17 protein-coding genes are annotated in these 17,162 nt (G+C 59.2%); 3 read left to right on the top strand and 14 right to left on the bottom strand.

The annotated features are described in order from the left end of the window. Positions 1-122: 122 nt before the first annotated feature. The 14 genes from AB1S50_RS05190 to AB1S50_RS05125 all read right to left on the bottom strand — a co-directional run bounded on the left by AB1S50_RS05190 (position 123) and on the right by AB1S50_RS05125 (position 13,518). On the bottom strand, positions 123-392 hold the full coding sequence (locus AB1S50_RS05190) for an acetyltransferase (RefSeq protein ID WP_367149407.1): 270 nt from the start codon (positions 390-392) through the stop codon (positions 123-125). A gap of 498 nt (positions 393-890) precedes the next feature. Then, positions 891-1,379, bottom strand: coding sequence for a type II secretion system protein GspM (gene gspM, locus AB1S50_RS05185; protein WP_367149488.1), 489 nt, complete (start codon positions 1,377-1,379; stop codon positions 891-893). Between the two features lie 182 nt (positions 1,380-1,561). Continuing rightward, positions 1,562-2,887: a type II secretion system protein GspL gene (gene gspL, locus AB1S50_RS05180; RefSeq protein WP_367149406.1), complete on the bottom strand. Its 1,326-nt coding sequence runs from the start codon at positions 2,885-2,887 to the stop codon at positions 1,562-1,564. Positions 2,888-2,893: 6 nt separating this feature from the next. After that, complete coding sequence (gene gspK / locus AB1S50_RS05175; protein WP_367149405.1) at positions 2,894-3,907, bottom strand: type II secretion system minor pseudopilin GspK; 1,014 nt, start codon at positions 3,905-3,907, stop codon at positions 2,894-2,896. Continuing rightward, complete coding sequence (gspJ, locus tag AB1S50_RS05170; RefSeq protein WP_367149404.1) at positions 3,900-4,736, bottom strand: type II secretion system minor pseudopilin GspJ; 837 nt, start codon at positions 4,734-4,736, stop codon at positions 3,900-3,902. The genes gspK and gspJ overlap by 8 nt, the downstream gene beginning before the upstream one ends. Further along, positions 4,733-5,107 carry a type II secretion system minor pseudopilin GspI gene (gspI, locus tag AB1S50_RS05165; protein ID WP_367149403.1) on the bottom strand — a complete coding sequence of 125 codons (375 nt, stop codon included), beginning with the start codon at positions 5,105-5,107 and terminating at the stop codon, positions 4,733-4,735. Before gspI ends, gspJ begins: the two co-directional genes overlap by 4 nt. After that, positions 5,097-5,657: a type II secretion system minor pseudopilin GspH gene (gspH, locus tag AB1S50_RS05160; RefSeq protein WP_367149402.1), complete on the bottom strand. Its 561-nt coding sequence runs from the start codon at positions 5,655-5,657 to the stop codon at positions 5,097-5,099. Before gspH ends, gspI begins: the two co-directional genes overlap by 11 nt. Before the next feature lie 20 nt (positions 5,658-5,677). Continuing rightward, on the bottom strand, positions 5,678-6,106 hold the full coding sequence (gene gspG, locus AB1S50_RS05155; RefSeq protein WP_367149401.1) for a type II secretion system major pseudopilin GspG: 429 nt from the start codon (positions 6,104-6,106) through the stop codon (positions 5,678-5,680). A gap of 66 nt (positions 6,107-6,172) precedes the next feature. Then, the gene (gene gspF, locus AB1S50_RS05150; RefSeq protein ID WP_367149400.1) at positions 6,173-7,390 is read right to left on the bottom strand and encodes a type II secretion system inner membrane protein GspF; all 1,218 of its coding nucleotides are present in this window, start codon (positions 7,388-7,390) and stop codon (positions 6,173-6,175) included. A gap of 1 nt (position 7,391) precedes the next feature. Continuing rightward, entirely contained in the window at positions 7,392-8,882 is a 1,491-nt protein-coding gene (gene gspE, locus AB1S50_RS05145; RefSeq protein WP_367149399.1) for a type II secretion system ATPase GspE, read from the bottom strand. Then, positions 8,879-10,882 (bottom strand): type II secretion system secretin GspD, encoded by a 2,004-nt coding sequence (gene gspD, locus AB1S50_RS05140; RefSeq protein ID WP_367149398.1) that lies wholly within the window; start codon positions 10,880-10,882, stop codon positions 8,879-8,881. Before gspD ends, gspE begins: the two co-directional genes overlap by 4 nt. A 42-nt stretch (positions 10,883-10,924) precedes the next feature. Further along, a complete protein-coding gene (locus AB1S50_RS05135) occupies positions 10,925-11,608 on the bottom strand; it encodes a type II secretion system protein N (protein WP_367149397.1) in 684 nt (227 codons plus the stop codon). A 231-nt stretch (positions 11,609-11,839) separates the two neighbouring features. Continuing rightward, complete coding sequence (locus AB1S50_RS05130) at positions 11,840-12,769, bottom strand: electron transfer flavoprotein subunit alpha/FixB family protein (protein ID WP_367149396.1); 930 nt, start codon at positions 12,767-12,769, stop codon at positions 11,840-11,842. Then, positions 12,769-13,518 (bottom strand): electron transfer flavoprotein subunit beta/FixA family protein, encoded by a 750-nt coding sequence (locus tag AB1S50_RS05125; RefSeq protein ID WP_367149394.1) that lies wholly within the window; start codon positions 13,516-13,518, stop codon positions 12,769-12,771. Before AB1S50_RS05125 ends, AB1S50_RS05130 begins: the two co-directional genes overlap by 1 nt. 345 nt (positions 13,519-13,863) lie before the next feature. On the opposite strand from AB1S50_RS05125, the gene AB1S50_RS05120 reads away from it, so the two are divergent. The 3 genes from AB1S50_RS05120 to AB1S50_RS05110 all read left to right on the top strand — a co-directional run. Beyond that, positions 13,864-15,501: an electron transfer flavoprotein-ubiquinone oxidoreductase gene (locus tag AB1S50_RS05120; protein ID WP_455363733.1), complete on the top strand. Its 1,638-nt coding sequence runs from the start codon at positions 13,864-13,866 to the stop codon at positions 15,499-15,501. A 317-nt stretch (positions 15,502-15,818) separates the two neighbouring features. After that, complete coding sequence (locus tag AB1S50_RS05115; RefSeq protein ID WP_367149393.1) at positions 15,819-16,448, top strand: cysteine hydrolase; 630 nt, start codon at positions 15,819-15,821, stop codon at positions 16,446-16,448. Positions 16,449-16,710: 262 nt separating this feature from the next. Next, positions 16,711-17,162: IS5 family transposase (locus AB1S50_RS05110; protein WP_367149392.1), on the top strand; the 452-nt coding region annotated here is incomplete at its 3' end.

The following is a 17,162-nucleotide window of genomic DNA, read 5'->3' as shown; positions in this document are numbered from 1 at the left end:
ACTTCCGCCCGGCACGCCGGGCAGGTAAAAAATTTGGCGCGTATTGTAATGGACACTTGGGCTTATAACCACGGCTACAGGCTCCTCCAGTGGACCGGAGCCAGGGAACCTCTGCAGCGGATTCAGGCGCCCTGATAATAGTCCTCATCCTCCGCCCTGGTGCCGCAGCGCATACGGCTGACCTCCCTGTCCCGGTAGCGGCTGTCGTGCCAGCAGCGAGGCAGTGCCTCACCAGACAGGAAACACAACTGGGTCTTGTCAAAGACCTCGGGATCCTGGACCTCTTCACCCCAGAGGTAGCGGCCGACGACGGTGAGTTCGTAGGGGTTGGATAAGGTAACGATATCCGCTACCTCAACCAAGTGACTGGAAGACAACTCTTTGAACAGCATATTGGCACCAATTTCATCCTACTTCCCTCAGTATAGGGTTCGCGGATATATTGGGGCGTTCCGGGGGATAAAAATAGTGTTTCAGGGGCACAAGCCAGCTCCAGGAACCGCACCCAATGCGGCCTGCCCGGCACCTTTACGGCAATTCCGGCGGCTCCGTATGGACCCGATCGACGATGGCCATTCATGGCGCCCTGCGGGTTTTGAGGCTGCTGAAAAAGACTTTGCCAGCAACCTGCTGTCCCGAGCAGGTATGTTCGGGCCGTAAATAGGGCTCGCTCACTTAGTGTCAACAGGCCTAGGAGTGATTGGGGACTGCCTCGACAGTATGCCGGACGGTAATATCGGTCACCGTAGCAATAGATATTCAATCTATGGACTTGGAGCAAATAAACTCTTCGGTCACATCGGCTCCGAGCAGCAAATACCTGCGGCACTTCCCATAGCCGGCGGGCGCATCAAGACTGCAGACGACAACACCCTAACTCCGGGATACCCTCAGCCCTCCAGGGTCAGTCGGGCGGAAATCATTCCCTCTTCCGCCAGGGCATCCAAGTTTACCGTGCGGAGCACAAACCCCTGCTGGACCAGGGTATTTAGCCAGGGTTGAAGGTCCTGATAGCGCGCCTCGTCGATCCACAGACGAATGCGCCCCTGGTCCTCGGGCTCGAAGCGCTTGATAGAAATGCCGTGTTGCCGGGCCGCCGCCGTCACCCTTTGCAACAGGGTCCCGGAGGCCTGACCGCTGGATGAGGGGGGCTTGAGGCGCTCCAGCACATTGCGCTGGGATTCTATCCACTGCACCAGCTCCTGCGATGCGTCGGCGCGGCTGTAGGCGTCGTCAAAAAAGTGCTTGGCGGGCGTAAACAGACCGTAAACGATAAAAAGTCCCCCCAGCACCAGGATCAGTACTCCCAGCGCACGCTGGTCATTGGGCGGCAGGGAACGCCATTTCTGCTGCAGTTCCTCGACAATTGCTTGTTTCATCACTCGGTTTTCTTGGCAGGTGCAAATATCTGTTAATCCGGCAAACCAATCGAAGCCTGTTCGAATGAATTGCCGCCCTTAAAATCCTGTTCGAGTACCCGGAAGCGCCGGCCTTTGCCGACGGCAGGTCCACGGGCAGGATTCACCCCAGCGCCGACTGGCGGGCGGGTGAATCAATGCGATCACTGCAGCTTGACACGACCTGATGCGCCCTTTTCCAATTCACTGGCAGCCAGCAGTTCGGCCCGGTACTGGCCGTTGCTGAGGCTGCCGACAAATCGATCCAGCTCAGCAAGATCGGCGGCTTTCACCTGTAACACCAATTCGCCACGCTGGCCGTCAAAACGCAGGGACTGCAGCTTCAACTGGCCGCTGCCCTGTTGGTTCCATACCTCGCTCAACAGCTGCATCTGGCCACTGAAACCATCGCCGCCGCCGGCGGCCTGCTTCAGATACCCCTCAATCTGGCGCCGCAGATCCCGGCCGGGCCGGGTTTCGGGAAACAATTCCGTAAACAGTGCTCGCGCCTGCTCTTCAGAACCGGAGGCACGCCAGTTGTAATAGGAACCCGCCACTACAAACAGCAGCAGTTGCACCGCAAAACAAATGGCGGCCACCTGTGCCGGCCTTATCCACCAGTTGGGCTCTTCCCTGTCAGTCGCCAGCGCAAAATCTCCAGTGAGAAGATTGGCCATGCGCGAAGGGCGAAAGCGCTCCAACAGTTGCTCCTCCGCCGCGCCGGCGGAAGAGTGCAGACCGTCGCCGAACAGTGATTCCAGATTCGCCCGGGTCAACTGATCGTCGGGGTCTTCGCCGATCAGTTCCAGCTGCGGGGTTGCATCACCCTCCTGGCTATCTTCGCTGTGATTTTCCACCAGGGGTGCCAGAAGCTGCTGCAGGTAGCGGCGCTGTACCGAGAGGCCGTGACCGCTGCCGTACCAGAGGTGGGCACGGTTCCCATCCAGCCACAGGGCGGTATCGGTATCCAGCAGATCCAGTAGCTGGTATTCGGGAACAGCGGCAATCAGCGGCCACTCCAGCCGCTGCAGCTGATCCCGCAGCACTTCCATCTTCTGGCGGGCGATAGCGTAAACACTGCACGCTTCTCCCGCGCGGGGCTGACATACAAAGTGCAGATCCTCAACGTCCTCGGCCAGCTGCTCTTCGACCATATAGCCAATGGCCTGACTCTGGCGACGGGCGGCTTTGGGAATGCTGTCCACCCCACTCCACACCCAGTGTCCGGGCAACAGCAGCAGCGCCCGCGTCTGTTCACCAAACTGCAATTCCAACGCGTCCGCGGGCTCCTCCTCGGTAGTAACGGGATCGTCCACACCAAACGCGCGCGCAAAATCATCGTCCATAGCGACGGTGCGCCAGCCGCAATCACTCCAGCATTCCACCCGGGGAATCTGGTTACTGCTATCCTCCACCAGCCGCAGTAACAACAATCGCTTCTCGGATCCCGAAGCGGTTTCGCCGCCAGTTACCTTTTTAATCATAACCATTTAAATTTAATTAGCATTATTGTCCGAATTGTCCGGGCCTTCAGCCTCGAAGCTCAGCAGCTCACGCATATAGGCAATGTCGAAATTCCGCCTGTGGCGCTGCATCACCTTGGCTTCGCCCTTGGTCTCGTCCAGATAAATCATGGACTCCCAATATTGCCGGTATTCCTCCCCATCACCCAGCTGCACCGCGATTCTGGCGAGGAAATACTGGCTGTCAAACACCAGCGCCTGGGTCTGCTGAAAACCAAAATCCTGCAACTGGGCCTGTTCATTGAATACGCCCTCAGAATCGCGAAAGCTCAATACATCCTCCACCCGCGCCTGGGGATCAACCGCTTCCAGCAGGGCCTCGGAGGCAAAATTTACATTGATCGCCGTACCCTCCGCCGGCAGTGCGCAAAGGTAGGGCCTCAAGGCCTGCCAGTCTTCGCCCTCCATCCCCTGTACCGCAGCCAGTTCGGAAACATCGCTGATCAGTGTGTCCGGAGTGCGGTGCGCCATTTCCAGGCCCAGATAACCGTCGTCCTCAGTCCCCGGCGCCAGCGGCGTATCGCCGGGATCGAGCCAGTCCAGTATGGCTTTGGCCAGCTCCGGCTTGCCGGTTACATTGCCCACCAGGCGCTGAAAAATCTGCACCTGATCCGCCTGTCCGGCGCCCGGGCCGGCGAGATTGTTTACATTAAAACAGGAATGCAAATCCTGGATGTTGATTCTGATCCTGCCATTTTCCGGGTTGAAAGACAGCGCCGGCCCGGCCCAGCCTTCCTGCATCGAATCCGACGACGGTGACTGTTCCCGATCCTCCTCGTAATCCCGCTCCAGTGCCACCCTGGCCCAGGCTTCGGCGCCACCGACAAATTCCGCAAGCTGGGTATTGGCCAACAGGGCCGCGGTGCGGGAAACGGCTATGCGGTTGCGCACAATGGCCTGGCTGACCGCGGCAACGGCGATCACCAACACCAGCAGTACGGTAATCAGCGCCACACCCCTCTGGCGCGCTAGGCCAACACTACCCATCGCGCTTCCCACCGTTATCGCCTTCGCCGTCCCCCGGTTTGGGCTGGGAGCCGTCATTATTGTCGGAGCCACCCCCATCACCGCCACCGCCACCGCCACCGCCTCCTCCCCGATTGGAGCTAAGACTTACCGCGCCACTGGGTAGAACGAAGACCCGCCGCAGTTCACCGCTCGCCTGGGTGAGCAGGACAAACTCAACGGCCCGGGGCAACCGCAGGTCGACAGCTCCCGCATCAGTGGTGGAGGATGCCGGCGGCCACTGGGACAGCCAGGCTTCCGTCTCCCCATCGAAATAGCGCAGGCTCAGGCTGTCGACACCGGCCAGCAGGGGTTCCGAGACAGGCTCGCTGTCCGGTGCGCGGTCCAGGATTCGCCAGCGCCCCCTCAACAGCAGTGACTCTTGATCCCCGGAATCCGCGTCCGGATCTTCGGCAAAGCCCACGCGGTAACTGACACGCTGCAGCTCACCCCGGGGTTCCCCGGTAAAGTTGGACGCGCCCAGGCGGGTGAACTCCAGCTCGTCGGAATCCCCCCTCAGCGCCGGCTCGTAGCCACTGTAGGCATTTTTAACCGGCCTCGGTGTAACCTGGCGCAGATCGTCATCGATGCGGTACATGGCCATGGAAAAGCGACGCATCTCCTCGGCCCGGTATTGCAAGACCTGGTCCGTGTGGTTGAAGGTATCCAGCAGCGTGAAGGCGCCCACACTGATAATCGACACCAGAACCAGCACCACCAGAATCTCGATCAGGGTGAAGCCGGGCGCCGGACTTCCGCGCCGGGGCGGCACCTGCCCCATTACGGGACTGAATACTGGCTGCCGCTTCACTCGGCCACCCATGCGTCCAGGGTATAGCTGGGATTGTCCGCTTCCGGCTCGGCCACCTGGATAATGATGTGGCGCATTTTTTCTTCACTGGTGGCCTCGACCCTGGCCGTCACCTCCCACTCGCGGGCCCCGGCGGGGACCCGCTCTGTCTGCTCCCCCAGGGGTGGCCAGGGACTCTGCAGGCGAATCTGCGCCAGCACCTGCTGTGCCGCCAGGTTGGCCGCCAGCCGCTGTTCCATGGCGGCCTGAGCCTGCACGCTGTCCTGCATGGTTTTTAGCAGGCTGGCGGCGATAACACCGAAGATCACCAGGGCCACCAGAACCTCCACCAGGGTAAAACCCATCTCCCGGCTCCGGACCTCAATAGTCATCGGTCTGCCACTGAAGCTGCAGCCCGTAGAGGCTCGAATAGGAGATACTGGCGGCGCGGGACACTTCCCGGTCCTCCAGCAGCACAACGGCGAGTTCGGCCGGCAGGACTTCGCCGCTGGCCAGAGCGATAAACTGCGGCACCGGATCCTCAGTGTCCTCATCGCTTGCCGCCGAGGGCAGTTCCGCCTGCTGCAATACCTTCACCCGCATGTTTCCCGGCAGCTGGTGGACGGCAAACCGCTGCGCCATGGTGCTGACGGTCTCAGCATCGGCTTCGGGGGACTGCCACTCCAGGCTGGTGGGGTCGTAGCGAACCACCGAATAGCCGTCGCTATTGAACACCACCCCATAGTGAGAATTGTCGATCACAGCCCGGTCCACCACCAATTGCAAAACTCCGGCGAGGCGCTGTGTTTCACCTTTCCAGGCCCGGACATCGGAGCCCCCCAGGGAGAGCACGGCCATACCGGCCAGGGTGGCGATAATCACAATCACCACCAGCAATTCAATCAGGGTAAAGCCGGCGCTGCGACCGGGCCGCACAAACATGTGAATCGACTGTTTGCAGACTAGGGTTCAGACGCGAAAATATCCGCCGCCTCCCCCTCACCACCGGGCTTGCCGTCGGCACCCAGACTGAACAGATCGTAGGGGCCATTACTGCCCGGGCTGATGTACTGGTATTCATTGCCCCAGGGGTCCTTGGCCTCGCGCTTCAGGTAGGGCTGCGACCAGTTTTTTGGCTCTGGAAAGCCGCTCGGCTTGTTCACCAGCGCCTGCAGACCCTGGTCCGTACTGGGGAACACAAAGTTGTCCATGCGGTACATATCCAGTGCGGTTTCCAGGGCGCGGAGATCCGTTACCGCCGCCTTCATCCGCGCCTCTCCGGTGCGGCCCAGGATATTCGGCACCACCAGAGCCCCCAGTACGCCGAGTATCACGATCACCACCATGATCTCGATCAGCGTAAAGCCCCCATTTCCACGCATGCTTTTCATTGCAATCACCTTTACCTGTCTCCACCTTGGTTCTATCCCGGTGGTTCCACTCAGCCGGCAGCTGAATTACACCACCATCTGATTCATACTCATGATGGGCATCATTATTGCCATCACGATAAACAACACTATCGCCGCCATCAGCAGCAGCATGACCGGCTCGAACAGACTGACGAACGCCGTTACTGCCCCCTGCAAATCCTGCTCCTGGGACTCCGCCGCCCGGCCCAGCATCGCGTCCAAACTACCCGAGGACTCCCCGCTGGCAATCATGTAGATCATCATCGGTGGAATATACCCAACATCCTCCAAAGCCCGGCGCAGGCTTCCACCCTCACGCACTGACTTTTGCGCTGCCTGCAACCGCTCCTTGAGAAAGTCGTTGGACATCACCCCACCCGCGATACCCATCGCCTGTACCAGTGGCACACTGCTTCCAGTCAGAATGGCCAGGGTTCCCACATAGCGGGCACTCTGGCCGCTGCGCACCAACCAACCCACAAGCGGCAATTCCAGCAGGCGGTGATGCACCCGGTAGCGCACTCCGGGGCGTTTCATCATAACAATGGCGACGACGATCAGAGCAAGCAGCACCGGCGGCACCAGCCAGCCCCAGGCGGCGATAAAATCGCTGATGGCGACCAGTATCTGGGTGGGTAGCGGCAACAGCTGTCCACTGCCAGTAAACACCTCTATCACATCGGGCACCACATACACCATCAGACCCGTCACCACCAGTACGCAGACCAGTACCAGCATCATGGGGTAAATCAAGGCCAATTGGACCTTCTGGCGAAACTTCTGCTGGTTTTCCGTGTAATCTCCCAGGCGCTCCAAAACGGCATCCAGGTGCCCGGAGTGCTCCCCGGCCTCCACTGTGGCCCGATACAGATTGGGAAAGGCGCGGGGAAAGTTGCCCAGCGCCTGGGCGAAGCTGTGCCCTTCGAGCACCTTGCCGCGCACGGCGAGCACAATGCGGCGAATCTTTTGATTTCGCGTCTGGCTGGCAATGGCCCCCAGCGCCTCCTCCAGGGGAATACCGGCCCGGAGCAGAGTGGCGATCTGGCGCGTCAGCAGCGCCAGATGTTTGACACTGAGGCCGGGGCTGCCGGACAGAAAGCTGGCGTTGCCGGCTGCGGACGATTCCGTGGCCGGGGCCACCTCCAGTGGTACCATGCCCTTGGCACGCAGCTGCTGTCGCGCGGCCCGGGCGCTGTCCGCCTCCAGAGTGCCGCGGTTTTTGCGCCCGGAAGCGGTCAGCGCCGCGTATTGGAACGCCGCCACGTCAGGACTCCTGTGTCACGCGCACGACTTCCTCCAGCGAAGTGACTCCGGCCAGAATTTTGGCGATACCATCTTCACGGATACTGGGTGCGACTTTGCGCGCTTCGCCGACCAGGGCGCTTTCAGAGGCGCGGTCGTGGATCAGTTGACGCATGGTTTCGTTGACTGGCACCAGCTCATAGATACCCACCCGCCCGACGTAACCGCTTTGGCTACAGGACTCACAACCCACCGGCCGGTAAATGATGGTTTTCTCAGCCGCCCCCCTGCCCAGCAATTCACATTCACTGGCGTCTGCAGGGTGCGGCGCCCTGCACTCGGGACACAGCACCCGCACCAATCGCTGGGCCAAAACGCCGATCAGGCTCGAGGACAGTAAAAAGGGCTCGATCCCCATATCCACCAGGCGGGTTACGGCCCCCAGCGCTGTGTTGGTGTGCAGAGTGGAGAGCACCAGATGGCCGGTCAGACTGGCCTGAATGGCGATCTGCATGGTCTCCAGGTCGCGGATCTCACCCACCATTACCACGTCCGGGTCCTGGCGCAGGATCGCCCGCAGGCCGCGGGCAAATGTCATGTCAGCTTTGGTGTTGACCTGGGTCTGGCCAACGCCTTCGAGGTTGTATTCTACCGGGTCCTCCACCGTGAGAATATTCTTCTCGCGGCTGTTGATACTGCCCAGGCCCGCGTAGAGCGTGGTGGTTTTACCGGAACCTGTGGGGCCTGTGACCAGCAATATGCCGTGGGGCCGCGCCAGCAGTTCGGTCATAGCGCCGAGATCGCTCTCGGACATACCCAGTTGACGCAGATCCATTTTGCCCGCCTGCTTGTCCAGCAGGCGCATCACCACCCGCTCGCCGGCACTGGAGGGCATGGTGGATACGCGCACGTCCACTTCCCGGCCCGCCATCAGCAGTGAAATACGTCCGTCCTGGGGAATGCGCTTCTCGGCGATATCCAGTTTGGCCATGACCTTGATGCGGGACACCAGCAGCGGCGCCAGTGCACGGCGCGGCTCGAGTACCTCGCGCAATACCCCATCGACGCGAAAGCGCACAACCAGGCGCTTTTCAAACGTCTCGATATGGATATCCGAGGCACCCTGTTTGAGGGATTCGGCAAAGATGGCATTGATGAGCCTGACGATGGGTGCATCGTCTTCCTGTTCGAGCAAATCCTCGGTTTCCGGCAGCGAATCCACCACCGCCGCAAGATCCAGCTCTTCACCCAGTCCCTCGACGTCGGAAAGGTTGCCCCCCTCGCGATTCTCGTACTGGCGCTGCAGCGCCATGTTGAAGTCGCCCTCGTCGACAGGCTCGATATCCACTTCCAGGCCGCTCAGCCGCTGCAGCTCCGCCAGCACACCGGCGTTGATCGGCGCCACATACTGGCACCAGGGACGCCCCTCGCGCTCCACCAGCAGCACCTTGTGGCGCTTGGCAAACGCATAGGGCAGGCGTTTTGGTGTCGCAGACACCTCGCCGCTGATCATTTTTCTACCTCGAGTACCTGGACTGGCGCGTCTGAGGAGCCGGACTCGTCGTAAGTGCCGGAAGGCGGCAGCAGATCCGGCAGAACCTCGCCCCGGTGCCAGTCCCAAAGCAGGCTGGTTTCCCCGCGCATTTCTATCTGCTTCCGCTGCAGGTCGAGATAGCGCTTGCGGGTTTCCTCGTAGCCCGCCACCTGGTCACTCAAAATGCGCGGGCGCAGGAATACCATCAGATTGGTTTTGCGCACTCTTTTCCTGCTGGAGCGAAACAGTCGGCCGATACCGGGAATATCGCCCAGCAATGGCACCTTGGACGATGTTTCGGTCACATTGTCCTCAATCAGGCCACCGAGCACCAGAATAGCGCCGTCGTCGATCAGCACCCGCGTGCTGATCTCCCGTTTGCTGGTGACGATGTCGGAAGCACCGGTGGCATCCTCCGCGGCGGGAACCACATTTTCCACCTTCTGCTCGATATCCAGGGTTACCGAGTTATTGTTGTTCACCCGTGGGGTAACGTTCAGTTCGGTACCTATATCCTCCCGCTGTATCTGTGTGAAGGGGTCATTGTTGCTGCCGGACAAGAGCTGCTCGCCAGTGACAAAGGGCACATTCTGGCCCACCAGTATGCTGGCCTCTTCGTTGTCCAGCGCGATAATGGTGGGCGTCGACAGGATATTGGCGTTGCTCTGGGTCGCCACCGCATTCACAACCGCACGCAGATCGGTGCCGCTGAGATAACCCAGGTTCAGGCCCCTGCCGATCAAATTTAGCGGGTTTAATGACAGCGGATTGATATCGGATATCTGGTTACCCTCATCATCGACGATAGGAGTTGGTGCCGCGTCGTTATTGAACCCCGCCACCACATCGTCGCCCGCCCCGGCGATCCACTTGATGCCCAGGTCGCTGCCGTTGTCCGCCGTCACTTCCACGATCAGCGCCTCTATCAGCACCTGTGCCCGACGCACATCCAGCTTGGCGATGACCCCTTTCATGGTTTCCAGCAATGACGGCGGCGCGGTCAGTACCAGCGAATTCAGCGCTTCGTTGACCTGAATACTGACTTCCACATCCGCCGCCTGCTGGTCTTTTTCCGTCTTCTGGATGCTGCCACTCATGCCCTCGAGAATCGGTTTCAGGTCCGCCGCATTGGCGTACTGGACATAGACCACCGCCGTATTGCCGTCCCCGGCCAGTGGCTGGTCCAGGCGCGCTATCACGTTCTTGATCTGTTGGCGGGTGACCGGGTCCCCGGTGAGCAACACCGAGTTGGAGCGTTCGTCGACGGCGATCCGCAACGGCTGCACGTCGGTGCCGGGTTGCTTGCCGCCGGAAATCAGCAGGTCGTTGATAACCTGTTTGATTTCCTTGGCGGAGGCGAATTGCAGTGGCACCAGCTCAATGTCGATGGCACCCGCATGGTCGAGTTGGTGAACCAATCGCACTATCTGCTCGATATTGGCCGCACGGTCCGCAATCAACAGTGTATTGGTCTCCGCATAAGCGGCCAGGTGACCGGTTTGGGGTATCAGAGGTCGAAGCATGGCGATCAGCTGCGCCGCGGAAATATTCTTGACCCGCACTGTGCGCACTACCAGGGATTCGGCCGGCGCTTTGGTACCGTTGCCGACTACTGGTATCGCCTGCTGTTTCGCCAGCGCATCGGGGACCACCTTCCAGGCTCCGCCCTGCTCCACCAGGCTAAAGCCATTGACCTGAAGCACCGACATAAAAACGTTGAAGGCCTCTTCGTGGGTCATCGGGTCGCCGGCGATCACTGTGACCTTACCCTTGACGTTAGGGTGCACAATAATGTTCTTGCCGGTGAAGTCCGCGGCCCAGTTGATCAGGTCGCGGATATCGGCATTATCCAGTGAGAGTGTGACGCGCTCCGGGGGTGGGGCCTGTGGTTGAGCCTGTGGTTGGGCCAGCACCGGTGTGGACAACAGCAGTCCCAGAAAGCCGGCGACAAACAGCCGGCGATTGAACATCCTCATCATTATTATCAGGCTCTTAAACAAAACTCTGGTATTCGAAACATTTTATTGGCGTGCTTCGCGCCTTTCACGCGCAAGGCTGCGCAATTCTTTCAGGCGCTCACGAATGGACTGTTGCTTCTCCGCTCTCGCGGCGGCATTGGCCGCATTCACCTCTACTGCGCGGCCAGCGACATTCCTGCCGGTGTAGCGACTGAGCGGCACATTGGGCCGCCCGTCGTGATCGGGGTAAGTCAGTTTTTCCATTTTCCCGTTGCGGCGCAACACTATGTGATCGATCGCCACAGAAAACAGCTCCGCCCCACCCGGCAGGCGATCACCAACGTACAGGCGCTGGGCCGGTTTTCCCTTTTCCGCAATCAGTGCGCTGGCCTTGTCCTTGGTGGAGTTATCCAGCACGCCGGACAACACGAGATTCAACTGGGTAATCGGGATATTGGCCAGATCCACATCCGGCTCCGCCTCCTGCTTGACCTCGGCGCGGCCAAAAAAAGGCGTATCGGGAATGGTTGTGCTCTGCCCGGCACTGGGCAGATTGCCATCGCGCACCACTAGCAGGGAATCCTCCCCGGCGGGCGCCAGTATCGAAGCGTAGGCCAGCAGGTTAACGGACAGCCAGCCGGCGGCCACCACCACCGAGGCGAGCACGCCGCGCGACAGTCTTCTGCCCGGTTGGGAAGGCGCAAAGACTGATCGGAGTGACCCTGTGACACGCTGGATTGCGGACATGAACTTACCCAAAAACCTAACCGGTGGTAGCTTTTCTGTATCTTATGGCGCCTATTGTCAATCGTCGCACCCAGAAAGGCAATCCACACCAATCGGCTAAAATTTAACCATTCGGCGCGACACCAAAGCCGCAAACCGCCGCAAAGACCCGCCCACTCTGGCTTTCCGTGAAGCGGCAACAAAAGGGCGGCTAACGCCGCCCTTTTTCCACCCTAGTATATTAACCCAACTTTACAATTTGCTTTCGAACTCCGGCACCGCATCGAACAAATCCGCCACCAGCCCGTAATCTGCGACGGAGAAGATCGGCGCTTCCTCATCTTTATTTATAGCAACGATCACCTTGGAGTCCTTCATACCCGCCAGATGCTGTATGGCACCGGAAATACCCACCGCTATGTAGAGGTCCGGTGCAACTATCTTGCCGGTCTGCCCCACCTGCATGTCGTTGGGCACAAAGCCTGCATCCACCGCCGCACGGGATGCGCCCACGGCGCCGCCCAGCTTGTCGGCCAGGCGATACAGCAGATTGAAGTTGTCGCCATTCTGCATACCCCGACCACCGGAGATCACCACCTTGGCAGCGGTCAGCTCAGGGCGGTCAGACTGTGCCAGCTCCTCACCGACAAAAGACGATACCCCCGCATCATCGGCGATATCCACAGCTTCCACTACTGCGTTACCGCCCTCGGCGGACACTGGGTCAAAGGCGGTGCTGCGGACCGAGACTACCTTGATCGCATCGGAACTCTGCACCGTAGCGATCACATTGCCCGCATAAATAGGCCGCTTGAAGGTGTCCGCCGACTCCACTGCGATGATGTCCGAAATCGGCTGCACATCCAGCAGCGCCGCGGCCCGCGGCAACATATTTTTGCCGGTGGTGGTAGCCGGCGCAAGAATATGACTGTAATCCTTGCCCAGGTCCGCCACCAGCCGGGCGACGTTCTCCGCCAGCTGATGTCCGTAGGCGGGGTTGTCGGCCACCAGAACCTTGGCAACACCGTCCATGTTCGCCGCTGCCTCACCCACAGCTGCGCAGCCGGAACCCGCAACCAGCAGATGCACTTCGCCGCCGATTTCCCCGGCTGCGGCAACGGTATTGAAGGTGGCCCCTTTCAGTTCAGCGTTGTCGTGTTCCGCAATAACCAAAATACTCATCAGATCACCTTCGCTTCGTTCTTCAGTTTCTCGACCAGCTCCGCCACATCCGCCACTTTAACCCCGGCCTGGCGTTCGGCCGGCGGCTCCACTTTCAGGGTTGTAGTGCGCGGTGCTATATCCACACCCAGCTCATCGGGAGTGGTTGTATCCAGAGGCTTTTTCTTGGCCTTCATAATATTCGGCAGGGAGGCGTAGCGCGGCTCGTTCAGGCGCAGGTCCGTAGTGACAATGGCCGGCAGTTTCAGCTCCACCGTTTGCAGGCCGCCATCGATTTCCCGGGTGACCTGCACCGAGTCGCCCTCGATTGCCACTCCCGACGCGAAGGTACCCTGCCCCATGCCGGTCAGGGCGCCGAGCATCTGGCCGGTCTGGTTGTTGTCACCGTCGATAGACTGTTTGCCCAGAATCACCAGTTGTGGCTCCTCCTTGTCCACCATTGCCTTGAGGCACTTGGCAACAGCCAGGGGTTGCAGCTCCACATCTGTCTCCACCAGAATGCCGCGATCCGCACCCAGCGCCAGTGCGGTGCGGATCTGCTCCTGGCACTGCTTGGGCCCCATGGAAACAGCCACTATCTCGCTGACGACACCTTTCTCCTTCAAGCGCACCGCCTCTTCCACCGCTATTTCGCAGAAGGGGTTGATGGACATCTTTACGTTGGCGATATCGACGTCGCTACCATCCGCCTTGGGGCGAACCTTGACGTTGTAGTCGACAACGCGTTTTACAGCTACAAGAACTTTCATGGAAATCCCGTCTCGGTAAACTTTTGGAGCCGCGACTGACAGGTCAAATCGCGAACGAATTTGATTTCAGAGTCAAACGAGTGTTTGAACGCGCGATATGGTGAGCCTTCTATAACGCAAAATCAATAGCCGGATTGAGTTGGGTAAAGACTATTCACCACATCAATTTCCCTCCATAGGGACGGCTTATAGGCGGGCGCGGAGCTGCGGCAAAACGGCCTATTTGCCAGGGAAAACGGCTGCTCCTGCAATTGGTAGGGCCACTTAAAGCCCGATATAATCGTGACCCAATCCAGGGCACAAGACCCGGAGAGATAGTGTATGCAACCAGCGGAGGAGAGCGCCGTGGAACGCGAATCAATGGAGTACGATGTGGTGATCGTGGGCGCCGGTCCCGCCGGGCTGGCCGCCGCATGTCGTATCCGGCAGCTAAATGACGAGATCTCCGTGTGCGTGGTGGAGAAGGGCTCTGAGGTCGGCGCCCACATTCTGTCCGGCGCAGTGTTTGAGCCCACCGCGCTGAACGAGCTGTTTCCGGACTGGAAAGAGCGTGGCGCCCCCCTGAATACCCAGGTCCAGAGCGACGATATCTATGTTCTGCGCAATGACGAGGCCGCCATCAGGGTTCCCAATCTGTTTGTGCCCAGCACCATGCACAATCAAGGCAACTATATTATCAGCCTCGGCAACCTGTGCCGCTGGCTGGCCGAGCAGGCGGAAAACCTGGGAGTGGAAATTTTCCCGGGCTTCGCCGCAACCGAAGTACTCTTCAACGACGATGGCTCCGTCAAAGGCATTGCCACCGGCGATATGGGCGTCGGCGCGAATGGGGAGCACAAGGACTCCTATATGCCGGGGATGGAGCTGCACGCCAAGTACACCCTCTTCGCTGAGGGCTGTCGCGGCCATCTGGGCAAACAATTGATCGCCAAATACCGGCTCGATGCGGACCGGGACCCGCAGCACTATGGTATCGGCATCAAGGAAATCTGGAAGGTGCCCGCAGACAGGTATCAGCAGGGCCTTGTGGTCCACACCGCCGGCTGGCCACTGAACCAGAGCGGCACGCCCGGCGGCGGCTTTCTGTATCACCTGGAGGACAACCAGGTGGTGGTCGGCCTGATCACCGACCTGGCCTACCGGAATCCCCATGTGAGCCCCTTCGACGAGTTCCAGCGCTACAAGCATCACCCGGTGATCAGCCAGTATCTACAGGGTGGGCAACGTGTGGCCTACGGGGCACGCGCCATTGTGAAAGGGGGACTGCAGTCGCAGCCGAAGATGACTTTCCCCGGTGGCCTGCTGATCGGCGACAACGCCGGCACCCTGAATTTCGCCAAAATCAAGGGCAATCACACCGCGATGAAATCCGGCATGATCGCCGCCGAGACATTGGTGGAAGCCCTGGCGGCGGATCGCAGCGGCGACGAACTCGTGGACTATGCGCGCAGATACGCCGACAGCTGGGCCTGGAAGGAGCTGCACAAACAACGCAATTTCGGCCCCGCCCAACACAAACTGGGCAATATCCTCGGATCGGCCTACGCGTTTGTCGACCTCAATATCTTTCGCGGCAAACTGCCCTGGACCCTGCGCGATACCGGTGCGGATCACGCCCAGCTAAAACCGGCCGCCGACTGCAAGGCAATCGACTATCCCAAACCAGACGGTGTTTTGAGCTTTGACAAACTGTCCTCGGTGTTTATCTCCAACACCAATCACGAGGAGGACCAGCCCTGCCATCTGAAGCTAAAGGATGCCGAGATACCACTGAATCACAACCTGCCCATCTACGATGAGCCAGCACAAAGATACTGCCCCGCCGCTGTCTATGAGGTTGTAGAAGACGCCAACGGCAAGCGCTTTCAGATCAATGCGCAGAACTGCGTACACTGCAAAACCTGCGACATCAAGGATCCCACTCAGAATATCGTCTGGGTGGCACCCGAAGGCGGCGGCGGCCCCAACTATCCCAATATGTAAACTTTACCGGGAGCGCTGGTTCAGCGCTTCCTGACCCATCCTCGCCATTCCTGTTCACTCCACCCACCACCGCTCACGGGCTACACTGACTCTATTGGCCCGGCATCTAAACAAGCGCCCGGCTGCGGGCCGCAAATCGAGCTCCCAGATGCTCAATTAGTGGTGGAGGCATTGCGGACCTGTGTTGCAAACCCGGGTTGAAAACAATACCGAAGAAGTTTTTCTCATGCTGCCGGGCGTATTGCCGGGGCGATAGTGTCCCTGGCCTCTACCCAGCCAATACATCCGCTCTGGGCATCAATCCGCTGGAGGGAACAATGAAACCGGCCCTGCTGTGTATCGACCTGCAAACCCTGTTCGCCACCCGCGGGCAGGGCATCTTTGCAGACGGAGGAAAACTCCACTGGAGCCAGGAGGAGCAAGACGAATTCTTCGCCCGCCTGGAAACTGTGGTTCTGCCCAATGTGCGCAGGCTGCAAGCCGTATTCCGTGACAAGGGACTGGAGGTGTTGCACATACGCACCAGAGCCAAAACCAGCGATGGACGCGACCGGACCTTCTGGCACAAACGGGCCGGACTGTTGGCGACACCGGGATCCCCGGAAGCCGAATTTCTCGCTTCCGTAGTCCCCCTGAGGGATGAACTGGTCATCAATAAAACCGGTATCGGGCCCTTTGGCAACAGTAACCTGCCCGAGCTACTGATCCAGCTCAACCTGTCCCAGCTCTACTGCTGCGGGGTGCACACAGACGGCAGTATCGAATCTACGATTCGCGCGGGTGCTGATTTCGGCTACTGCCCAATCCTGGTGGAAGATGCCTGCGCAGCCGCCGGGGAGATGCGTCACAGTCTATGCGTGGGCAGACTCCAGAACCTAAGCGGCGAAATGACCACCACCAATAAACTGGTAGAGGATCTGCAACAACATCTGCGTTCGGTCAGTTAGCGGGCTATTGAAAAAGTGTTTTTTGGCAGCCCGCTGTTCCAAACAGGGAATTTAAGAAGGGGATATTGCGGAATTGTTACTGAAAACGGGATTGGCGGGAAAAGTAACGATAAATTTCAATCGGCTATCGATTGTTTACATTTTTATTGCAGTTAGGTTTCTACTAGGGCCTGTTTACACTAACCCGACAACTAAGGAACCTCTGAAAAACTGCTCCAGTCTGGCATAATTTACCCCATTTCCAACATACACAGATTCAATCATGAGCCAACTGACCTTCGCCGAAGCCGAATACACTATCAAGAAACGCAAAACACGGCGCGAACTGTTCCTCGAGAAGCTGAATCAGCTGTTGCCGTGGAGGCAGTTGGAGTCATCCGTCGCCAAGTACTATGCCCGTGGCGGCATGGGTCGGCCACCTTATCCACTGCCCGCCATGTTGCGTATCCACATTATGCAGTTGGCCTACAACTTGAGCGATCCCGCCATGGAGGACGCTCTTTATGAGATAGAATCAATGCGCCGCTTTGCCAGTATTCGGTTGGATCGCGTGCCGGATGAGACAACGACCCTAAACTTCCGTCACCTGCTTGAAGAGCATCAGCTTGGCAAAAAACTGTTTAACAAGATCAACAAGCACTTAGGGCAGCACGGTCTGATTTTGCGAGAAGGCAGCATAGTGGATGCCACCATTATTTCAGCCCCGAGTTCGAC

Origin of the sequence: Microbulbifer discodermiae (genome assembly GCF_040742695.1) — a bacterium.
Classification (GTDB): domain Bacteria; phylum Pseudomonadota; class Gammaproteobacteria; order Pseudomonadales; family Cellvibrionaceae; genus Microbulbifer.
This window is presented reverse-complemented; position numbering and strand designations above follow the sequence as displayed.